The sequence below is a fragment of the Sphingobacteriaceae bacterium genome, assembly GCA_016715905.1.
In the GTDB taxonomy this organism is placed as follows: domain Bacteria; phylum Bacteroidota; class Bacteroidia; order B-17B0; family Aurantibacillaceae; genus Aurantibacillus.
The window spans coordinates 549,843-568,149 of the sequence record JADJXI010000005.1; the positions used below are offsets into that span (position 1 = coordinate 549,843).

The 18,307-nt window shown below is 34.3% G+C and carries 14 protein-coding genes; 5 read left to right on the forward strand and 9 right to left on the reverse strand.

The features are described 5' to 3' along the window. Window position 1: 1 nt before the first annotated feature. The 4 genes from IPM51_10140 to paaZ all read right to left on the reverse strand — a co-directional run bounded on the left by IPM51_10140 (window position 2) and on the right by paaZ (window position 7,262). Window positions 2-2,017 (reverse strand): tetratricopeptide repeat protein, encoded by a 2,016-nt coding sequence (locus IPM51_10140; GenBank protein ID MBK9284659.1) that lies wholly within the window; start codon window positions 2,015-2,017, stop codon window positions 2-4. Between the two features lie 326 nt (window positions 2,018-2,343). Beyond that, entirely contained in the window at window positions 2,344-3,573 is a 1,230-nt protein-coding gene (locus tag IPM51_10145) for a tetratricopeptide repeat protein (GenBank protein ID MBK9284660.1), read from the reverse strand. Window positions 3,574-3,784: 211 nt separating this feature from the next. Further along, window positions 3,785-5,095 carry a tetratricopeptide repeat protein gene (locus IPM51_10150; protein MBK9284661.1) on the reverse strand — a complete coding sequence of 437 codons (1,311 nt, stop codon included), beginning with the start codon at window positions 5,093-5,095 and terminating at the stop codon, window positions 3,785-3,787. Between the two features lie 67 nt (window positions 5,096-5,162). Then, window positions 5,163-7,262: a phenylacetic acid degradation bifunctional protein PaaZ gene (gene paaZ / locus IPM51_10155; protein MBK9284662.1), complete on the reverse strand. Its 2,100-nt coding sequence runs from the start codon at window positions 7,260-7,262 to the stop codon at window positions 5,163-5,165. 89 nt (window positions 7,263-7,351) lie between these two features. On the opposite strand from paaZ, the gene IPM51_10160 reads away from it, so the two are divergent. Both IPM51_10160 and IPM51_10165 read left to right on the forward strand, forming a co-directional pair. Then, on the forward strand, window positions 7,352-8,764 hold the full coding sequence (locus IPM51_10160; protein MBK9284663.1) for a SpoIIE family protein phosphatase: 1,413 nt from the start codon (window positions 7,352-7,354) through the stop codon (window positions 8,762-8,764). 61 nt (window positions 8,765-8,825) lie between these two features. Next, complete coding sequence (locus IPM51_10165; protein MBK9284664.1) at window positions 8,826-9,617, forward strand: DUF4476 domain-containing protein; 792 nt, start codon at window positions 8,826-8,828, stop codon at window positions 9,615-9,617. Window positions 9,618-9,655: 38 nt separating this feature from the next. Here IPM51_10165 and IPM51_10170 read toward each other — a convergent pair whose 3' ends face one another. Beyond that, window positions 9,656-10,834: an acyl-CoA dehydrogenase family protein gene (locus tag IPM51_10170; protein MBK9284665.1), complete on the reverse strand. Its 1,179-nt coding sequence runs from the start codon at window positions 10,832-10,834 to the stop codon at window positions 9,656-9,658. A 50-nt stretch (window positions 10,835-10,884) separates the two neighbouring features. Here IPM51_10170 and IPM51_10175 point away from each other — a divergent pair, with 50 nt between their 5' ends. Together IPM51_10175 and IPM51_10180 are read left to right on the forward strand one after the other, a co-directional pair. Continuing rightward, window positions 10,885-11,943: a PorP/SprF family type IX secretion system membrane protein gene (locus tag IPM51_10175; protein ID MBK9284666.1), complete on the forward strand. Its 1,059-nt coding sequence runs from the start codon at window positions 10,885-10,887 to the stop codon at window positions 11,941-11,943. Window positions 11,944-11,953: 10 nt separating this feature from the next. Continuing rightward, on the forward strand, window positions 11,954-13,897 hold the full coding sequence (locus IPM51_10180; GenBank protein ID MBK9284667.1) for a hypothetical protein: 1,944 nt from the start codon (window positions 11,954-11,956) through the stop codon (window positions 13,895-13,897). 46 nt (window positions 13,898-13,943) lie between these two features. Here IPM51_10180 and IPM51_10185 read toward each other — a convergent pair whose 3' ends face one another. The 4 genes from IPM51_10185 to IPM51_10200 form a co-directional block, all read right to left on the reverse strand. After that, the gene (locus IPM51_10185; GenBank protein ID MBK9284668.1) at window positions 13,944-14,915 is read right to left on the reverse strand and encodes a peptidylprolyl isomerase; all 972 of its coding nucleotides are present in this window, start codon (window positions 14,913-14,915) and stop codon (window positions 13,944-13,946) included. Window positions 14,916-15,046: 131 nt separating this feature from the next. Next, window positions 15,047-16,063 (reverse strand): FKBP-type peptidyl-prolyl cis-trans isomerase, encoded by a 1,017-nt coding sequence (locus IPM51_10190; protein ID MBK9284669.1) that lies wholly within the window; start codon window positions 16,061-16,063, stop codon window positions 15,047-15,049. Further along, window positions 16,060-16,944 carry an FKBP-type peptidyl-prolyl cis-trans isomerase gene (locus tag IPM51_10195; GenBank protein MBK9284670.1) on the reverse strand — a complete coding sequence of 295 codons (885 nt, stop codon included), beginning with the start codon at window positions 16,942-16,944 and terminating at the stop codon, window positions 16,060-16,062. The genes IPM51_10190 and IPM51_10195 overlap by 4 nt, the downstream gene beginning before the upstream one ends. After that, window positions 16,925-17,443 (reverse strand): FKBP-type peptidyl-prolyl cis-trans isomerase, encoded by a 519-nt coding sequence (locus IPM51_10200; protein ID MBK9284671.1) that lies wholly within the window; start codon window positions 17,441-17,443, stop codon window positions 16,925-16,927. Before IPM51_10200 ends, IPM51_10195 begins: the two co-directional genes overlap by 20 nt. A gap of 57 nt (window positions 17,444-17,500) precedes the next feature. Between IPM51_10200 and nth the strand changes: the two genes are divergently transcribed. Then, window positions 17,501-18,220 (forward strand): endonuclease III, encoded by a 720-nt coding sequence (gene nth, locus IPM51_10205; GenBank protein ID MBK9284672.1) that lies wholly within the window; start codon window positions 17,501-17,503, stop codon window positions 18,218-18,220. Window positions 18,221-18,307 lie beyond the last annotated feature (87 nt).

Here is an 18,307-nt window from a genome sequence, read left to right on the forward strand (position 1 = left end):
GTTATATTTTAATACCAATTACGCAAACATCATCAATTTGATCAAATTCTCCTTTCCAGGCATAAAATTTATCAAACAGTCTGTTTTTTTGTTCACTGAAACTTAAATCCGAATTTTCAAGTATTAACTGATCTAGTTGGCGGTATTGAAACTTTTTTCCGTTTCTATTGATTTTTTGTGGGTTCTCCGAGTCAGTTATTGGTCCGCCAAATTGGTCAGGATATCCATCAGTATATAGGTAAATTTTATCTCCGGCCTGAATATCCATATGATATAAGGTAAAGCTATTCGTTTTCATACTATCGCCAACCGGCATTTTATCTACTTCCAATCTGCTTAAAACTTTATTTTTGATAAGGATTGGCGCGTTAAATGCGGCAGCATAGCTTAATTTAAGTTTATTGGAAACCGGTAATCTGTTTTCAAATTGCGTTACTTTTTCAAAACACAATAAACAACCGTCAAATCCATCTTTTTGATCATTTCGGCTAATTGTTGTGATGAGCTTATCACGAACATAATCAAATACTTTATGCGGTTGATAAATCTCCTTTTCGTTTACTGCCTCGCTTAGATATGAAATATTAAGCATGCTCATAAAACCTCCGGGTACTCCATGTCCTGTGCTATCACAAACTGAAAGGTAAAAAAGTTCGGTGACCTCTGATCCTCTTTCTGTTTTTTGAGTAAATGTTTTTCTGTTAATCCAATAGAAATCTCCACTCACTATGTCTTTTGGTAAATTCAATAAAAACGAATCCGGGAAAAATTTACTAACCATTTCAAAATTTTCGAGCAAAGCATCTTGTATTCGTTTAGCGTAGTTAATACTATCCAGAATTTCTTTTTGCTTGGCTTCAATAATAATTTTTTGTTCTTCGGTTTGTTTATTTTTTGTTTCAATAATTATTTTTTGTTTAGTGGTAATCCGGAAACGGTTATAGATTATTAACCCAAATCCAACTACAAAAAGTAATCCAATAATTAATGCAATTTTAAGGATGCGGTCTTTTTCTATTTGAGCTTGACCAGCCTGAATGAGGATGTCTTTATATTTCGCTTCTTCGGCATTTTTAATACTGTCTTTAAAGCTCATCATATTGTAATTAAATTCCATTACTTTCTGACTCACCTCTTTTTCTGTTTCAGCCTTATTTACTGTGTTGTTTAAGGCAACGTAAAGTTTCAGGTATTTAAGTGCATTTTTGGTGTCTTTTAATTCTAAATAGGTATTATGTAATCCTTTGTACGCTCCAAGCAGATTTTCAGTAATTTCGTTTTCAATGGCTAATTTTTCGGAAGCTTGAAAAAAGCTTAAAGCTTTTTTGTAGTTTTTTAAACTCATATGAACTTCAGCTAAATCCAAACTAGCTTTACTAAGTTCATAATTATTCTGCGTTTCAACAGCTAGCTCATAACATTTATTGTAATTAACCAAGGCTTTTTCAAAATCGTTTTTTCCATAGTAGGCATTTCCCAAGTTTCCGTAGGAAGAACCCAAATTGTAATGTAAATTATGTTGGGTGTTTATTTCAACACTTTTAAGTCCGTATTCCACTGCCTTATCATGTTCTTTAAATTCATGATAAATTAAACTTAGGTTATTATAAATACTGGCTAACCTTTCAATTTTATTATGCTTGAGCGCCAGATCTAAACTTTTCAATTGAAAATCAAGGGCAAGTTTGGTTCTTCCCAAATTAATATATAAGGATCCTATATTTCCATAGGTTACCATAAGCGTATTATCATCTTTTGCATTTTCTCCTATAACCATGGCTTTTTGGTAATGATCTATGGCCTTGAGGTACTCTCCTTTAACTTGAGCAACAGCGCCTAGTAAATTGTACACTTTGGCTTCAAAATGCGGGTAATTTTTATCCTTCGCGATTTTTTGTGCTTTTAACCCGAATTGATAAGAGGAGTCGGGAACACTGTAAATATATTCCCAGGCTAATTCATAATATGCGCTGATAATGGCGGTATCATGACTTTGATTTGAGCGAATTATTTTCAAAAGCGAATCGTTTGAACCTGATATAGGATTAAACAAAATATTAGCTGCTAAAAAAAGGAATATTTTAAAGGACCTCATCAAAAATACGCTGCATTAATATTACGCAAAATTTAAGACAAAAGGCACGCTATTTATTTACAATTAGCCAAATGATATTTTCAATTAGCGAAAGATAGTATTGTTAGGTAATCTGCCAAATTGGAACTGGCAAATTACAAAATGGATAAATATCGCCATTTTACAAACATTTAGAACAAAGGCATTTTAAAGCTCCAACTTGGAATTTATATAATTAAGTAGATACTGTAAATTAAAATCCGAATGTGCTATAAATCTTTAGCTTTTAATTTCTCAATCTTTTTTTCAAAAAAAATTTCAGAAGGCATTAAACTTTGTTGAATTTTGCGGGCATACCGGAGACTTTCTTCCACTTCATTTTGTTTTTGTTCAACTATTTTTTTTTGGTCGGAAATAAGCATTTTTTGTTTTTTTGTTGTAAGGTATCTTTTATAGTTAAGGAGAAGTAATATAGCCACAAAAAGTAATCCAATAGAAATGGCATAAATAATATAACGTTGTTTTTTTTGTTTTTCATCGGCAATGGCTTTTTCTTTTTCTTTTTCCTTGGCTAAAGCAAGTTTTTCTTGTTGGAATTCAAAATTCAATTGTAATTTCTGTTCTTCATTTCTGTTATTAATAGAATCTAAACGAAATTTATTTTGCATATATTGTCTATAATGATAAAGTGCCAAATCTGCGTTCCTCAAAGAGTCATAACAAAGGGCTAAATCACGATTGATATAAGTTTTTCCGTAGAGATCATCTATTTCTTCAGCAATTTTTAACGCTTGCCTTTTTAATTCTATACCCTTTTTAAAGTTTTTAATTTGAATATAATTTGCTCCAATGTTATCAATCACTAATTCCTTGTGAAAACGATCGTTTAATTTTTCAGCTAGTTCAAGTGAGAGATTGTAATAAAATAGTGAGCGATCTAATCGGCCTTTTAGTTTTTGCACTACTGCCATATTATTATAGGTTTGCATCAGTACTCTTAGATTATTCATTTCTTCACACAACGCAATTCCCTTAAGATAAAGTTCACCGGCTTTATCGAAATCTCCTTTATTTCTATAGAGTATTCCTAAATTATTATATAGGCCAGGTATGGAAGCTTTATAGTTATTTTTTAGTGCAATGCTTAATCCTTGTAATAGTAAATTTTCTGCTTTTTCTAATTCATGAGTTTTAGTATATAAGGAACCCAATATGCTATAAATGTTGCTCAGTTGTTCTTCATCTTTTTTTATTTGAGGTAAGCTCAAAGCTTCGTTTAAATAACCAATGGCAATATCATTTGCGCCTTGGTCGCCATATAAATGACTTAATTTGATTTTGGCTTTAATCAGGTTTATGGTATCGTGAATGTTGTAAGAAAGGGCAATTTCTTTTTTAGCATAATGAATACCTAGTTTTAAATCCCCCTGGTTTAGATAAAAATCACAAAGTTGATTGTAGATGTTGTTAATTTGAGCACTGTCTTTTGAATTTTTCAATTGTACAAGTAATGAATCTACATAATTATCCGATTTTGTCAAATAAGAACAACAAAAAAGGAAAGAAAAAATTATAGAGGAAAGTCTATTCATTCAAGTGTCTGAAATTTAATATAAATGTACAATAAAATAACCTTACAAATTATTTAACTCAAATAGTTTAAATGAAAAAAATCATTTTTAATATTTCGGTTTGACGTTAGGTTAGAATTTAATTTTTCAGTTTATGGAGAGTTTTTTCAATCAATTTATCGGGCGCCATAAAACTTTTTTGTATTCTTTGAGCATAACGTATGCTATCAAGAATTTCTTTTTGTTTTTGTTCAATAAGAAGTTTTTGCTTCGAAATTGATTTATTGGCTTTTTGAGTACGTGCATACCCTCGGTATAATATAAATACCAAAATGATAACCAAAATTAATCCGCTTACTACAGAATATATAATAATTTTCTGTCTTTTTTCCTGTTCTTGTGCCTGCAGATTTATTTTATCTTGTTCTGCTTTAGCAAGTGCTGATTGTTTTTCAAATTCATATTTTAACTGACTTTCCAATGCTCTTTCTCTGATATTTATGTTGAGCAAACTATCGGCAATGTTTTTATGAATTAATAAAAATTTATAGGCTTCAACGTGATTTTTTTTTAAATGATAAATTTTACTTAATAGTTCTGAGCTCGTTTTAACCGTTTCCGAAACGTGCAACTTACTTGCCAAATCATAAGCATCTTTCGCAAATGTATAAGCAAGATCAGCCTTATTATTTTTAAGATAAATGTTCCCGATATTCACATAATTAAAGGTTAAACCTCTAGTGTCATTTGTTTGACGCAAAATGGTATTATCGAGCATTAAATAGTGTAAAGCGGAATCCGAATTATTTTTTTTAAAAAATTGCATGCCTAAATTATTGTAAGCGGTAGAAAGAGAATGTATGTCGTTAACTAGTTTTGCGTAGTACAAACTTTTTTGTATATAAAATACAGTCGAATCTTCATTATTGACCTGATTCCAGGCTTGTCCGATATTTCCACAACTTACACTGAGTAATAACGTGTCTTTTAATTGCAAACCTATTTGATAGCTTTTCCGGTAATATCTCAAAGCTTTGACGTATTCGCCCAACTGTTCCAAAAGATAACCAAGGTTGGAATATAATTCGCCCAGTCTTAACTGATTATTTAATTCCTCATTCGCTTGGAGGCTCATTTGATAATACTTAAGAGCCTTGTGCAAATCTTTGCCGAAATTTACATAGGCAAATCCCATATTATTGGTGGCATTTGCTATTCCTTTTTTATACTTTATTTTTTCGGAAATACTGAGCGACTGTTCAGCATATTTTAGTATATCTTTTTCTGCACATATTTCACTTAATTCATATAAAATATCAGCTTTTACACTGTCTGTTTTGGCTGTTTTAAGTTCCGTTAATAAGAGTGCTTCCGTCTTTTCCTGAGCCCAATTTATATAGCCTGAAAGCAGAAAAAAAGTGAATAGGAAAGCAGATAAATTCCTGCACATAATTTGAAATTTAAAATCTTACAAGCATTCAATTAGAATTTGTGCCTAATTGAAGCAGTTAAAAACATTATTGTTTTTTCTTTTTGACCATGGTCAATATGGTTGCAATGCCCACTGTTTCTCCGGTTTCACCTTCAACACCTAACTGTGCTCTTACTTCATTGCTACTGGCATCATAAATATCCACCATCCATTTTACGATACCTACTTTAACCTCTTCACCGTTTGCAGCCGTTAAAGGTTTGTCATTTTCTATTTTTTCTTTACAGGTGAATCTTACTCCAATGGTCATACCCGGATAAATAGGTTTGGTGAACCGGCATTCATCAATGCCGTAATTTAATAAAACCGGACCTTTAGGAGGATCCACAAACAAGCCGGCTGCTCTGGAAAGAATAAAGTAACCATGAGCAACAGTGCGTTTAAAAATGGTACCTTCTAATGCCTCAGGTTGTAAATGCGCATAAAACTTATCTCCGCTTAATTCTGAAAAATTAATAATATCATCTTCCGTTACGGTATGCGTTTCTGTAATTAAGGTTTCACTAATTTCTAAATCTTCAAAATATTGTCTGAATGGATGAACTTTTTTTATAAGATGTTTTGCGCCGTATTGAAAATTGTTTAATACGTTGGTGATGGTAGTAGGGGAGCCCTGTATTGCTGTACGTTGCAAGTAATGAAACACACCTCTTTTTCCGCCCATTTCTTCTCCGCCACCGGCTCTACCCGGGCCACCATGCACTAACATAGGCATTGGGCTTCCATGTCCGGTACTTTCTTTAGCACATTCGTTATTCAAAATTAAAATTCTTCCATGCATACAAGCTGCACCAATCACATATTGCTTGGCAATTTTATCGCTTCCGGTTACAATAGATGTGACCAATGAACCTTTACCTAATTTACTTAATTCAATAGCTTCCTCTGTTGTTTTGTATGGCATTAATGTGCTTACGGGACCAAAGGCTTCAATGTTATGACAATCGGTATTTTTAAACGGAGATTCATTTAAGAAAATAATCGGAGGCATAAAAGCACCTTTTAATTTATCGGCCCCTTTCACTTCAAATTTTTCAAAATCACCAATAATTATTTTTTGAGACTTACTTAACAGTTCAACTTTTTCTTTTACTTCAATCAATTGCGCTTTTCCGGCCAATGAGCCCATCCGAACACCTTCCACATTAGGATCGCCAATTACGGTTTGCATTAATTTTTTCCCAAGTGCAATTTGTACGTCTTCTATCATTTTTTCCGGAACAATGATGCGTCTAACTGCAGTACATTTTTGACCGGCTTTGGTTGTAATTTCACGAGTAACTTCTTTAATGAAAATTTCAAACTCAGGCATATCGGTTGTAACATCCTCACCTAAAACACAACAATTAAGTGAATCGGCTTCCATATTAAAAGGAACGGATTCTTCCAGAATTTTAGGATGAGATTTTAGTAATTTTCCTGTGCTTGCAGATCCGGTAAAAGTTACTATATCCTGATTCATAACGTGATCCAGTATTCCGTTAGCACTTCCGCAAATCAATTGTAACGCTCCTTCAGGTAAAATTCCACTTGCAATTATTTCTTTTACCACGGCTTCCGTTAAGAAAGACGTTAAAGTGGCCGGTTTCACAATGGCCGGCACGCCAGCCAGCCAATTAACCGCCACTTTTTCAAGCATACCCCAAACCGGAAAATTGAAAGCGTTTATGTGTATAGCAACTCCTTCTTTTGGAACACAAATATGATGACCCACAAAAGTGTTGTTTTTACTTAAACGAGCTAAATCACCATCGTAACAAAATGTTTCATTAGGAAACTGTCTTCGCAAAGAAGCGTATGAGAACAAATTGCCAATTCCCCCTTCAATGTCCACCCAACTGTCAATTTTAGTGGCTCCGGTGGCCCAACTCAATTTATAAAACACATCTTTTTTACTTAGTAAATGAGTTGCTAATGCCTTTAACATCATGCCTCTTTCCTGAAAGGTAAGTTTGCGAAGTTTGGGTCCACCTACTTTTCTGGCGTAATCACACATTTGTGCAAAATCCAAACCTCCGCTATTGGTAACCGCAATAACTTCTCCGGTAATAGCATTAAATAATTCTTGATTTTTTCCGCTTCCGGCAACCCATTGCCCGCAGGCATAATTAGTAAGTGTATTCATAATATGTACATGATTGTGGGATATAAATATAAGAATTTGTGATTAAGAAAAAATAAATAGTCTTTTAAAAAACTTATATTTACTATCTAATGAGTTTATCTAAACAAGTTGATAAATTAATTTATTCGAAGGATAAAGATGAACGGGATACCTATTTAAAAGGCAGGTATTTTGTTTATTCTACACTTGTCTTTTTTGTAATGGCGTTAAGCGCCCTTCCTTACTATTTTATTGTTGGTAATTCTAAAGTAGGAGGATTAAATGAAGCGCTTATTGGCAACTTATTTTTTTGTGTAATTACAATTGTTTTATTGTTTGTATATCGAAAATATGGCTTTCGGATTTTAATAGTTAATGTGTTAACTTTTTTGGGTTGGGTAAGTAATTTCGGAACCTACCAATATGCGGGTGGTTTATATTCAGCGGATAATATTTGGGGCATAGTTATTTGCTCTTGGGTATTTTTGGTTGCGGGAAAAAAAAGTGGAATCGCATGGGCAGTTGTTGTTGCGATGACATTGAGTTTTTACTATATCGCCGATGTTTTGCATTGGAGAGATTTTAGAGCAGATACTGCGAAAATAGAAAATACGTATTATTTTATAGGTTACGTTTTGGCTATACTTTTTATCGCACTAATTATCATCATGTTTCAAAAGGGTTCAGAACAATTTTTAAAGGAAATTAATGTTGCAAAATCTGATTTGGAAGAAAAAAGCAAAGCTTTGGAAATTGCGAATAAAGATGTAATGGATAGCATTCATTATGCGTATAAAATACAAACGGCGGTTTTGCCAAATGAAGAAACCATTCAGCGTAGTGTTCCTTTGTTTTTTATTTTATATAAACCTAAGGCGATTGTGAGCGGAGATTTTTATTGGTTCTACGAAATTGATGAATTTAGTTATTTATATGTAAATGCCGATTGTACAGGTCATGGAGTTCCGGGTGCATTTATGACCGTAATCGCCAGCAATCTTTTGAATCAAACTGTTATTGATAATAAAATATATCAACCTTCAGCAATACTGAACGAAATTGATAGATTATTAAATCTCACGCTAAAGCAGGATCATTCCAGATATCATAATGTTCAGGATGGAATGGACTGTACTGTAATTAAGGTGAATAAAAAAAGTAAGGAAATTGTAATTAATAGCGCCAAAAGGCCTGTAGCCTATATACAAGATAATGAGTATGTAGAAATAAAAAGTAATCGAAATTCAATAGGTGGAGTGAGTTCAAGTAAAAAAGCTTTTGAAGATGTAACATTTAATTATAAAAATGAAGACATGATTTATTTGTATACGGATGGTTATCATGATCAGTTTGGTGGGCCAAAGGGTAAAAAATATTCGAGTAAACGATTGAAGGATAAGCTAATTTCAATTCATAAAGAAACTTTACCAATTCAAAAAGAACTACTAGCAACAGAGATTAAAAACTGGCAAGGAGAATTGGAACAAATTGATGATATTTGCATAACGGGTATTAGATTTTAAACTTTTTTAAGAAAAACAGGCACGGGGCTTGTAATAAAACAGTCAACTAAAAATGAAAACTATGAAAAATAATCTATTTAAACTGGCCTTTATACTGTTAGGCTTTAACTTAAGTGCTCAAGATTTTGGGCGGGTTGTTGTGCGTAATGCCAGCGCGTCTTATCCTCCATTTATTGTATCCATCAATGGTGTGCGGGTTAGTAATAATTACGATTCAAAAATTGCGTTTAATTATTTAGATGAAAAAAACTATCGAATTAAATTACTACAAAGCGGATCAGGAAATATTTTAAATTTCAATTTAACCAGTGAGCCAAAATATGTCAGCAAATACGTAATTAATGCCGATGCTTATGGTAATTACTCTTTGTTATTAGAAAGTAAATCCTTGTTATCACTTGAGCCGGAAACGGGTGGTGTAACAATTTCTAACGCAACGGTAACACCTAATAATACCAATAATATTCCAGTTCAACCTAATATTACCACAACAACGCTGATTCCGGCCACCAACACGGTTGCCTCTACACCATCTGTAATCCCTCCTCCTGCTGTAATTGTTACTGCAATGGATGCGGCCGATTTTAATGAGCGATTAAATGCCGTAAAAAGAGAACATTTTGATAGAGAGCGTTTGGATAAAGCCAAAATGGTTTTTGCCGAAGAAAATTTTTCAACTTCACAAGTTTGTACCGCTATGAAAGTTTTTTCATTTGATGATGCCAAGGTTGATTTTGCCAAGTTTGCCTGGCATAAAACAATTGATAGAAAGAATTTCTATAAAACTCATGATCAATTGAGCTTTGGAAGCAATAAAAAGGAATTGAGTGACTACACAAAAAAGAATCCTTGATTTTTAAACCAAGGACTCTTTTTCTAATAAAAGTTCAATTAGCTAAATGCGTTGAATCCGGTTACATCCATTCCGGTAATCAGTAAATGAATATCGTGGGTTCCTTCATAAGTAATCACACTTTCTAAATTCATCATATGTCGCATAATCGGATATTCTCCGGTTATGCCCATTCCTCCATGAATTTGTCGGGCCTCACGGGCAATATTTATTGCCATGTGCACATTATTTCGTTTAGCCATACTAATTTGAGAAGGTGTGGCCCGGTGTTCATTTTTAAGCACGCCTAAACGCCAGGTTAATAATTGCGCTTTAGTAATTTCAGTGATCATCTCCGCTAATTTTTTTTGCGTGAGCTGAAAGGCACCAATGGGTTTTCCAAATTGAATTCTTTCTTTACTATAACGCAATGCACTGTCGTAGCAATCTAATGCCGCCCCAATCGCACCCCAGGCTATTCCAAATCGTGCGCTGTTTAAGCAACCCAACGGACCTTTTAATCCTTTGATATTCGGAAAAATATTTTCTTTAGGAACTTTTACATTGTCAAAAACTAATTCACCGGTTGCACTGGCTCTCAAACTCCACTTACCATGTGTTTCTGGGGTAGTAAATCCGGGCATTCCTCTTTCTACAACTAATCCTCTAATTTCTCCGGTATCATCTTTGGCCCAAACAACTGCAATATCTGCAAAGGGTGAATTGCTTATCCACATTTTTGCCCCGTTTAATAAATAGTGGTCGCCTTTATCTTTAATATTAGTAATCATTCCGCTTGGATTTGAACCATAATCCGGTTCGGTTAGTCCAAAGCAACCCATTAATTCGCCGGTGGCTAATTTAGGAAGGTATTTTTTCTTTTGTTCTTCGCTTCCGTAGGTAAAAATCGGAAACATAACCAATGAGCTTTGCACCGATGCAGTAGATCGCAAACCGCTATCACCTCTTTCCAACTCTTGCATGATAATTCCATAAGAAATCTGATCTAAACCGGGTCCTCCATACTCTGCAGGGATATAGGGTCCAAATGCTCCAATTTCAGCTAATCCTTTTATCCATTGTTTCGGAAATTTAGCATTCTGACATGCTTCTTCCACAATAGGACTTACTTCTTTTTTTACCCAGGCGCGCGCTGTTTCACGTATTAGTTTATGTTCATCACTTAACAATTCATCCATTAAGTAATAGTCATGTCCGTTATAATTATCTGTAGCCATATTTAAAAATTTCTATGCAAATTTAGCAATTCTGTATTGTTGGCAAAGCTTTGTTATTAAGTGCTTTAATTTGTATCTTTAAACATATTTTTATAGGGAAAAGCGCAAAATATTTAGTTTTTAGTTTTTTATTTTTAAGTGAAGTCACCTTTTCGCAGGATATCCATTTTTCTCAATTCGACGGTTCATTATTAAATATCACACCGGCATTCACCGGCATGTTTAATGGTGATTTCAGGGCGTCAGCCATTTATCGTAGCCAATGGCAAAGCGTTCCGGTTCCTTATTCAACATTAAGCATGAGCGGTGAAGCTCTACTTAAACCTGCACGTTTGGAAAAGGATATGGTTGGCGTTGGCTTAACGTTTAATAATGATGTGGCCGGTGATGCACGATATGGAACTACGCAAATTTACGCCAGTGGAAGTTATATTCACGCCTTACGAAAAGACAGTTCGCTATTTATGAGTATGGGAGCTAATTTAGGTTTTTGCCGAGTAGGATTTGATTATGATAAAATGACATTTGATAATCAATTCGACGGCACGCAATACGCCAGCAGTGCTCCCACGGGTGAGCGGTTTAATTTAACCAATTATAATTACGGCGACATTAATTTGGGTGCAGCAGTTCAGTATCGCCATAAATACAAACATTTTTTTACTATAGGTACAGGTTTGATGCATTTAAATAATCCGGTGATTACGTATCAGGGAAATCAATTGAGTAGGCTCGATTTTAAAACAATAAATTACATTAAATATTCTGTTATATTGAATTTGAAAGTTGATTTAATTGTAGATGCAATGATTAACGGACAAGGTAAATACCTGGAAATTATGCCGCACAGCTCTGTTAAGTATTATTTCAATAGGGATAATAATAAAGCGATACTGGGTGGATTAAGTTTAAGAGCCCGCGATGCCGTGATCTTACGATTGGGTTATCATGACAAAATGTTACAAAGTGGCATAGCCTATGATATTAATGTAAGTAATTTTACACCGGCCACAAACCGCCGTGGTGCATTTGAACTTTTTGTTATTTATGTTTTTAAAAAGGAAAAAACTTACACCGTGAAAAAAAGAGTATGTCCGGTTTTTATGTAACATGAGTATTTTGAAATTTTTTTTATACGGTTTAATATGGGCTTCACAGATTTATTTCCTGCAGGCACAATCTAATGCAGTTATAAAACGGCGCGCAGAAGATGCTATGCGTGAAAAAGATTGGTATGCTGCTGCCCAACATTATAGTCGATTATTTAATAGAGATAGTAGTGAATTAACGGTTAAATACAATTACGCCGAGGTTAGTCGTTTGAATTTTGATTTGGATTTGGCTTTACGTTTGTATAAAAAAGTTGTTTTATTTGACGACGATAAAAAATTACCCTTAGCCTATTATTGGATTGGACACTTATATAAATATCAGGGAAATTACAAGGAAGCTAAAAAGTGGTTTGTGAAATTTTCTAAAATAAAATTCAAAAAGAAAAAAGGTAATTATGATTATTATGTGAAAAAAGCAAAACTCGAGGTTGAGGCCTGCGATTTAGCTCAAATCTGGATGAAAAATCCGGTGCTTCCAAAAATTGAGCATTTGGATACGGCAATCAATAGCAAAGTGAGTGAATATGCGGCGTTTGAAATGGACAGCACTTTGTATTTCTCTTCGCTTAGGAATTCATCCAAAAAAGATGTGAATGAAATAAACTATAATAAAATTTATTTTTCAGAAATGAAAAATGAAAAATGGCAAAGGGTAAAAACACTCGATACCAATATTAACGCCACGCTCGCACATAACGCGAACACAGCATTTAACCAGGATTATACTGAAATGATTGTTTCTCGTTGTGTAGCAAAGAATGGTAGTGAATACACTTGCGAATTATTTTCTTCTGCCAATGAAAATGGTAAATGGAATGCTCTTGAAAAAATGAAAGCCCCTGTTAATTTAAACAATGCAAGTACAACACAACCTTGTTACGGAAAACTAAATGGAAAAACCGTGTTGTTTTTCTCGAGTAATAGACCCGGTGGCCAAGGAGGGCTGGATATTTGGTATGCGATAAAAAACCCGGATGGTCTTTTTTCAACGCCGGTAAATTGCGGTACCTTAATAAACACACCGGATGATGAAATAACCCCGTGGTTTGTGGAAGAACGAAAAACCTTGTACTTCAGCAGTACTTATCACAAAGGATTAGGAGGATTTGATATTTTTAAAAGTTTATACAACGATACCATTTTTGGTGAGCCTGAAAATTTGGGTTATCCAATCAACAGCAGTTATAATGATATTTATTATTCAGTTAATAAAGCGAGAAATCGAGCCTATGTTTCCAGCAACAGAGTAGGTTCGTTTTTTGAGAATAAATTAAATTGCTGTAATGATATTTATCGTTTTAATATTGAACCCTTAACTGAGCCGCCAAAGCCAATTGATTCTACCAAGATTACACGCGAAAAAATGAAATTGCTGGTACCTCTTACTTTGTATTTTCATAATGATGAGCCTAATCCAAAAACCAAACTTACCAGTACAACTAAAAATTATGAATCTACCTATAATGAGTATAAAGTATTGTTGCCACAATATTTGAAAGAATATTCCTACGGACAAATAGGGGTTGATAAGGAAGATTGCTTGGATAGGGTAAATGATTTTTTCACCGACAGCGTGGATGCAGGTATGGAAGATTTAAAAAAGTTTGCTGAGCTCACGAAACAGGTTTTATTAAAAGGGCAAACCGTAAAAATAACTATGAAGGGCTATTGCAGTCCGTTAGCAAGTACCGATTACAATGTTAATTTGGCAAAACGAAGAATTAGTAGTTTACGTAATTATTTTATAGAATATGAAAATGGTTGGTTTAAAACTTATATTGATAATCAGGAAGAGGGGAGGGGAAAGATAGTTTTTGAAGATGTGGATATCGGAGAGCTTGCCGCAAGTAGGGTGAGTGATGACTTAAAGGATAAAAGAAATTCGGTTTATTCTCCTTTTGCTGCCCGGGAAAGAAAAATCCAAATCATAGCTGTAGGTTTTGACGAATAAACATTCAAAAAAAAAGCGTCTGATTTATCAGACGCTTTTTTTTAAATTAATTTACTTTTAATAATTCAACTTCAAAAATCAAATCACTTTTAGGAGGTATAGCTCCGGGATAACCTTGTTCCCCGTATGCTAAAGTGTATGGAATATAAAAGGTGTATTTAGCTCCTTCTTTCATTAACTGCAAGCCTTCTGTCCAACCTTTGATTACCTGATTCAATCTGAAAGTGGCAGGCTGATTTCTTTGTACGCTGCTGTCAAATACTTTACCATCTACAAATAACCCGGTATAGTGAACGGTTACATTGCTAGTGTCTTTAGGTGAATTTCCGGTTCCTTCTTTTTCAATAATATATTTTAGTCCTGAATCAGTAGCTTTTCCATTAGCAAATTTTTTCATTGCTTCTTCGCTAGCTTTTTTCATTGCTTCTGCCTCAGCTTTTTCCTTAGCGGCAATTTTAGCAGGTAAATCCGCTTGTTCTTTAGCAAATACTGCTGCAGCATCAAAGGTTTCTGCCTCTTTTCCTTTTCTTAAAATAACAAGTTTTTTAATGCTATCGTTTCCTACTATGGCATTTACTATATCTTGTCCTTGAACAACATGTCCAAATACAGTATGCTTTCCGTCAAGCCATGGGGTTTCTACGTGTGTGATAAAAAATTGCGAACCGTTAGTGCCTGGTCCTGCGTTTGCCATACTTAAAATTCCTGGTCCGGTATGTTTTAAGGTTTCATCAATCTCGTCAGGAAATTTATATCCCGGGTCACCGGTTCCGGTTCCTAATGGACAGCCACCCTGAATCATAAAGTTAGGAATAACCCGGTGAAATTTTAAACCATCATAGTAAGCAACTCCTTCTCCTTTGGCTGAGTTTTTAATTTTACCTTCTGCCAAGCCAACAAAGTTAGCTACTGTCATTGGTGTTTTTTTATACTCCAACAAAGTATATATATCTCCTTTATTGGTTTCAAATTTGGCATAAATACCATCAGTTTGTTTACTTAAGAATTCCTGATCCATTTTGTTTAATTTTTGTTTTTTATTTTTTTGAGCAACGGCAGTTAATCCAAGTGCCGAAATTGCAGTTACCAGTAAAATAAGCTTCTTCATAATTGTTTTTATTTAGTGGTTACAAATACTTTGCCAAATTTTTAATGTTTGTGTCCTTCATGTCCGGTTGGGGCTTGTCCTCCTTGTGGTTGCGGAGGTGGTCCTGCGCTAAAATTCACCAATTCAACTTCAAAAACAAGAGTTGAAAAAGGAGGTATAGTGCCGGCTGCATTTTCACCATATCCTATTTTTGAAGGAATAATAAACTTTGCTTTTGCGCCCTTGTTTAATAAGGCAATACCTTCATCCCATCCCGGAATTACTTGTCCAACTCCCAATTGAAATTTAATCGGTTCATAGGGTCTTTGAGGGTTATAAAGATTGTTTGCTTTGGCAGTTGATTCTATACTCGTATCAAAAACTGTTCCGTCTAATAATGTTCCGGTGTAATTTACTTCAACCATGTCGCCGGCTTTTGCATTTGCTCCCGAACCTTTCTTTTGCGAAACAAAAATTAATCCGCTTTCATTGGCCTTGGTGGTAATTTTATTATCTGCCAGGTATTTATCAAGGGCAGGTTGTTCTAAAGCCGACATTTCCTTCATTTTGGCTTCGCGTTCGGCCATTTGTTTTTGGCGACGTTCTTCCATCATCTTTTGCGGAATAATTTCTCCAACTTTCATATTCGCTTTTATGAAATCACCGGCCTTAACAAAATTTGGCAATTCACCCATACCCATTGTTTTTCTAAAAAAAGAATCTGCAGGTACAATAAATGATGCGCTATCTCCCTTGCATAACATAAGCAAACCATCTTCCAAACTACCTACAAAAGTTGAACGCTGAAGGTTGATCTCAGCAAAAGCTGAACCGTTTTGGGTGCCGTTTTTTGATTCCATTAATACAGAATCATTGCTAATTAATCTGAATTGATAATTCAAAGAAAGATTATCTCCAATTTGCGGATTTTCACCTTCTGTGTGATTAAAGTATTTATACAATAAACCATTTTCAGCTCTTGTATATCCTTCAAATTGTGAATCGGAACTATTAGTGCAACCTGAAAAGATTAAACTTAAAGCTGATGTAACAGCCAGAATGGAATAGATTTTTTTCATTTTTTATTTATTAATCTGATTTTATAATGCAAAGGTGTAAAAGGAGGTATGCTTCCGTTGCTGCTTCCACTTTCACCAAATGCGAGTTGCGAAGGTAAGATTATTTTTGATTCTTCACCTATTTTTAGCTTACCAATAACATAATTTAAACCTTTTACTAATTGGTCGGGGGTGCCGTATTTTAAGGTGAAATTGTTTGGTGAATAATCTATTATTCTTCCATCCAAAAACGAGCCCTCATATTGTATTTCAATAATATCACCATAACGTACAGGGTCTGAAGCGGCCAAATCTGTTTTTGATACCCAATAAATTCCAATAGAATCTTTGGCATTTATCATTTCCTCTTTAGTACCGAAATATTGTAATATTTCTTTGTGTTCGTCTGAGTAGATTTTTTGCAAAGCTAAGGCATAGGCCTCTTGATTTAATATTTCTTTAATTCGCGCTCGTATTTTTATTACACTGTCGCGTTCACTAAAAAAGGGTACGGGTTGGCCAAATTGTTCATTAAAAAATTTTTTGGTTGGGATGAGAATAATAATACTGTCGCCGTTGTTACATTTACTAATTGCATGATGAAATGCATGTATAGATTTCAACGAATCAATGCGAATAAATAAACGATCTCTCAGGTCGTGCACGCTATCATAAAAAACTGAATCGGTTTGCGTATAAAAAACCGCATTCACATGGGCGTATTGCCCTTTTTCATAAGCATTAGAATCTTCCGTAAAGCTGATTAGTTTCCAATAATAACCGGCTGCATGATAACTATACTCTGTACTATTCTTTTTAGAATTACAATGTGTTAATGTAATGATTACAAAAACGCATAATAAATATTGCAATGCGGGTTTATTAATCAATTTGAATATCATACACAATGGGCATTTGTGGTGGAATTTTTTTCATATCTCCCATTAACCCATGCGCAAGGTGCGAAGGGATGAGAATTAAAGCCTGATCACCGGTTTTTAAAAAGGTTAGGGCTTTATGCAATCCGCTTTCCACATTTTCCTGTCCTACTCGTATAGTTTTTTTTCCTTCTTCGTCAGAACTATAACACGTGGTACCATTCAGCAAACTTAAAGTAAAACTAATACTAACCGTAGTGTTATTTTTTATACTATCGCCTTTTGGTGAAGGATTATAAACATAATAGCGTATACCGGAAGTGGTTTTTACAAAATCCATTTTATGAGATTTGGCGTAATAATCCATTTCATCATTTTCCTTTTGTACCACTAATTTATTGGCTTCTACAAATTGATTTTTTAAAGCTTGTTCGTTATAATTAATTTTTTTACCCGTTTTAGAATTATTTTCAGAGCAATAACTAAAAATAAAAAGGCTTGAAATTATAAACCAAATACGCATGTTGTAAATTTAAGCATACTATGATAATGGAGACTATAAAAAAACTAATTTTAGGCTATGAATAGAGCCGAAAGATATAAAGGGGTATTAGCTTATTTTGAGAAAAATGCACCTGGAGCTGAAACTGAATTGAAGTATAACTCACCTTTTGAGCTATTGGTTTCGGTGATACTAAGCGCTCAGTGTACCGATAAGCGGGTAAATTTAACAACTCCGGCCTTGTTTTCTGCTTTTCCAAACGCTGAGATTATGGCCATTGCAGGTAAAGATCAGATTTTTGAATACATTAAAAATATAAGTTACCCGAATAATAAGGCAACCCATTTAGCAGGAATGTCAAAAATATTGATGGAGGAATTCAATGGGCAAGTGCCTGAAACAATGGAAGATTTACTAAAATTACCGGGCGTTGGACGTAAAACGGCTAATGTGATCATGTCGGTTTTATATGACCATCCGGCTATGGCGGTAGACACCCACGTGTTTAGGGTAAGTGCCAGATTAGGCTTAACGCTTAATGCTAAAAATCCTTTGCAATGTGAAAAACAATTAATTACATTTATACCAGAATCATTGATTCCTAAAGCGCATCATTGGCTCATCTTGCACGGCAGATATATTTGTTTGGCGAGAAAACCAAAATGCGATTTATGCGAGCTTAAAAAATACTGTAAGTTCTTCGAAAAAAAACTATCATTAAAACTTAAATCAAATGGCAAAAAAGTCAGCAAAAAAAGCGACAAAGAAAAAAGTCGTAAAGAAAAAGGCAGCACCTAAGAAAAAAAGTGCAAAGAAAAAATCGGCTAAAAAGAAAACAACAGCCAAGAAAAAATCAGCTCCAAAGAAGAAGGTTGCTAAGAAGAA

Excerpts from the sequence above, each read along its gene's own strand:
- IPM51_10150 (MBK9284661.1), bottom strand. The coding sequence starts at position 5,095 with ATGTGCAGGAATTTATCTGCTTTCCTATTCACTTTTTTTCTGCTTTCA.
- paaZ (MBK9284662.1), bottom strand. The coding sequence starts at position 7,262 with ATGAATACACTTACTAATTATGCCTGCGGGCAATGGGTTGCCGGAAGC.
- IPM51_10160 (MBK9284663.1), top strand. The coding sequence starts at position 7,352 with ATGAGTTTATCTAAACAAGTTGATAAATTAATTTATTCGAAGGATAAA.
- IPM51_10165 (MBK9284664.1), top strand. The coding sequence starts at position 8,826 with ATGAAAAATAATCTATTTAAACTGGCCTTTATACTGTTAGGCTTTAAC.
- IPM51_10170 (MBK9284665.1), bottom strand. The coding sequence starts at position 10,834 with ATGGCTACAGATAATTATAACGGACATGACTATTACTTAATGGATGAA.
- IPM51_10185 (MBK9284668.1), bottom strand. The coding sequence starts at position 14,915 with ATGGATCAGGAATTCTTAAGTAAACAAACTGATGGTATTTATGCCAAA.
- IPM51_10190 (MBK9284669.1), bottom strand. The coding sequence starts at position 16,063 with ATGAAAAAAATCTATTCCATTCTGGCTGTTACATCAGCTTTAAGTTTA.
- IPM51_10195 (MBK9284670.1), bottom strand. The coding sequence starts at position 16,944 with ATGATATTCAAATTGATTAATAAACCCGCATTGCAATATTTATTATGC.
- IPM51_10200 (MBK9284671.1), bottom strand. The coding sequence starts at position 17,443 with ATGCGTATTTGGTTTATAATTTCAAGCCTTTTTATTTTTAGTTATTGC.
- nth (MBK9284672.1), top strand. The coding sequence starts at position 17,501 with ATGAATAGAGCCGAAAGATATAAAGGGGTATTAGCTTATTTTGAGAAA.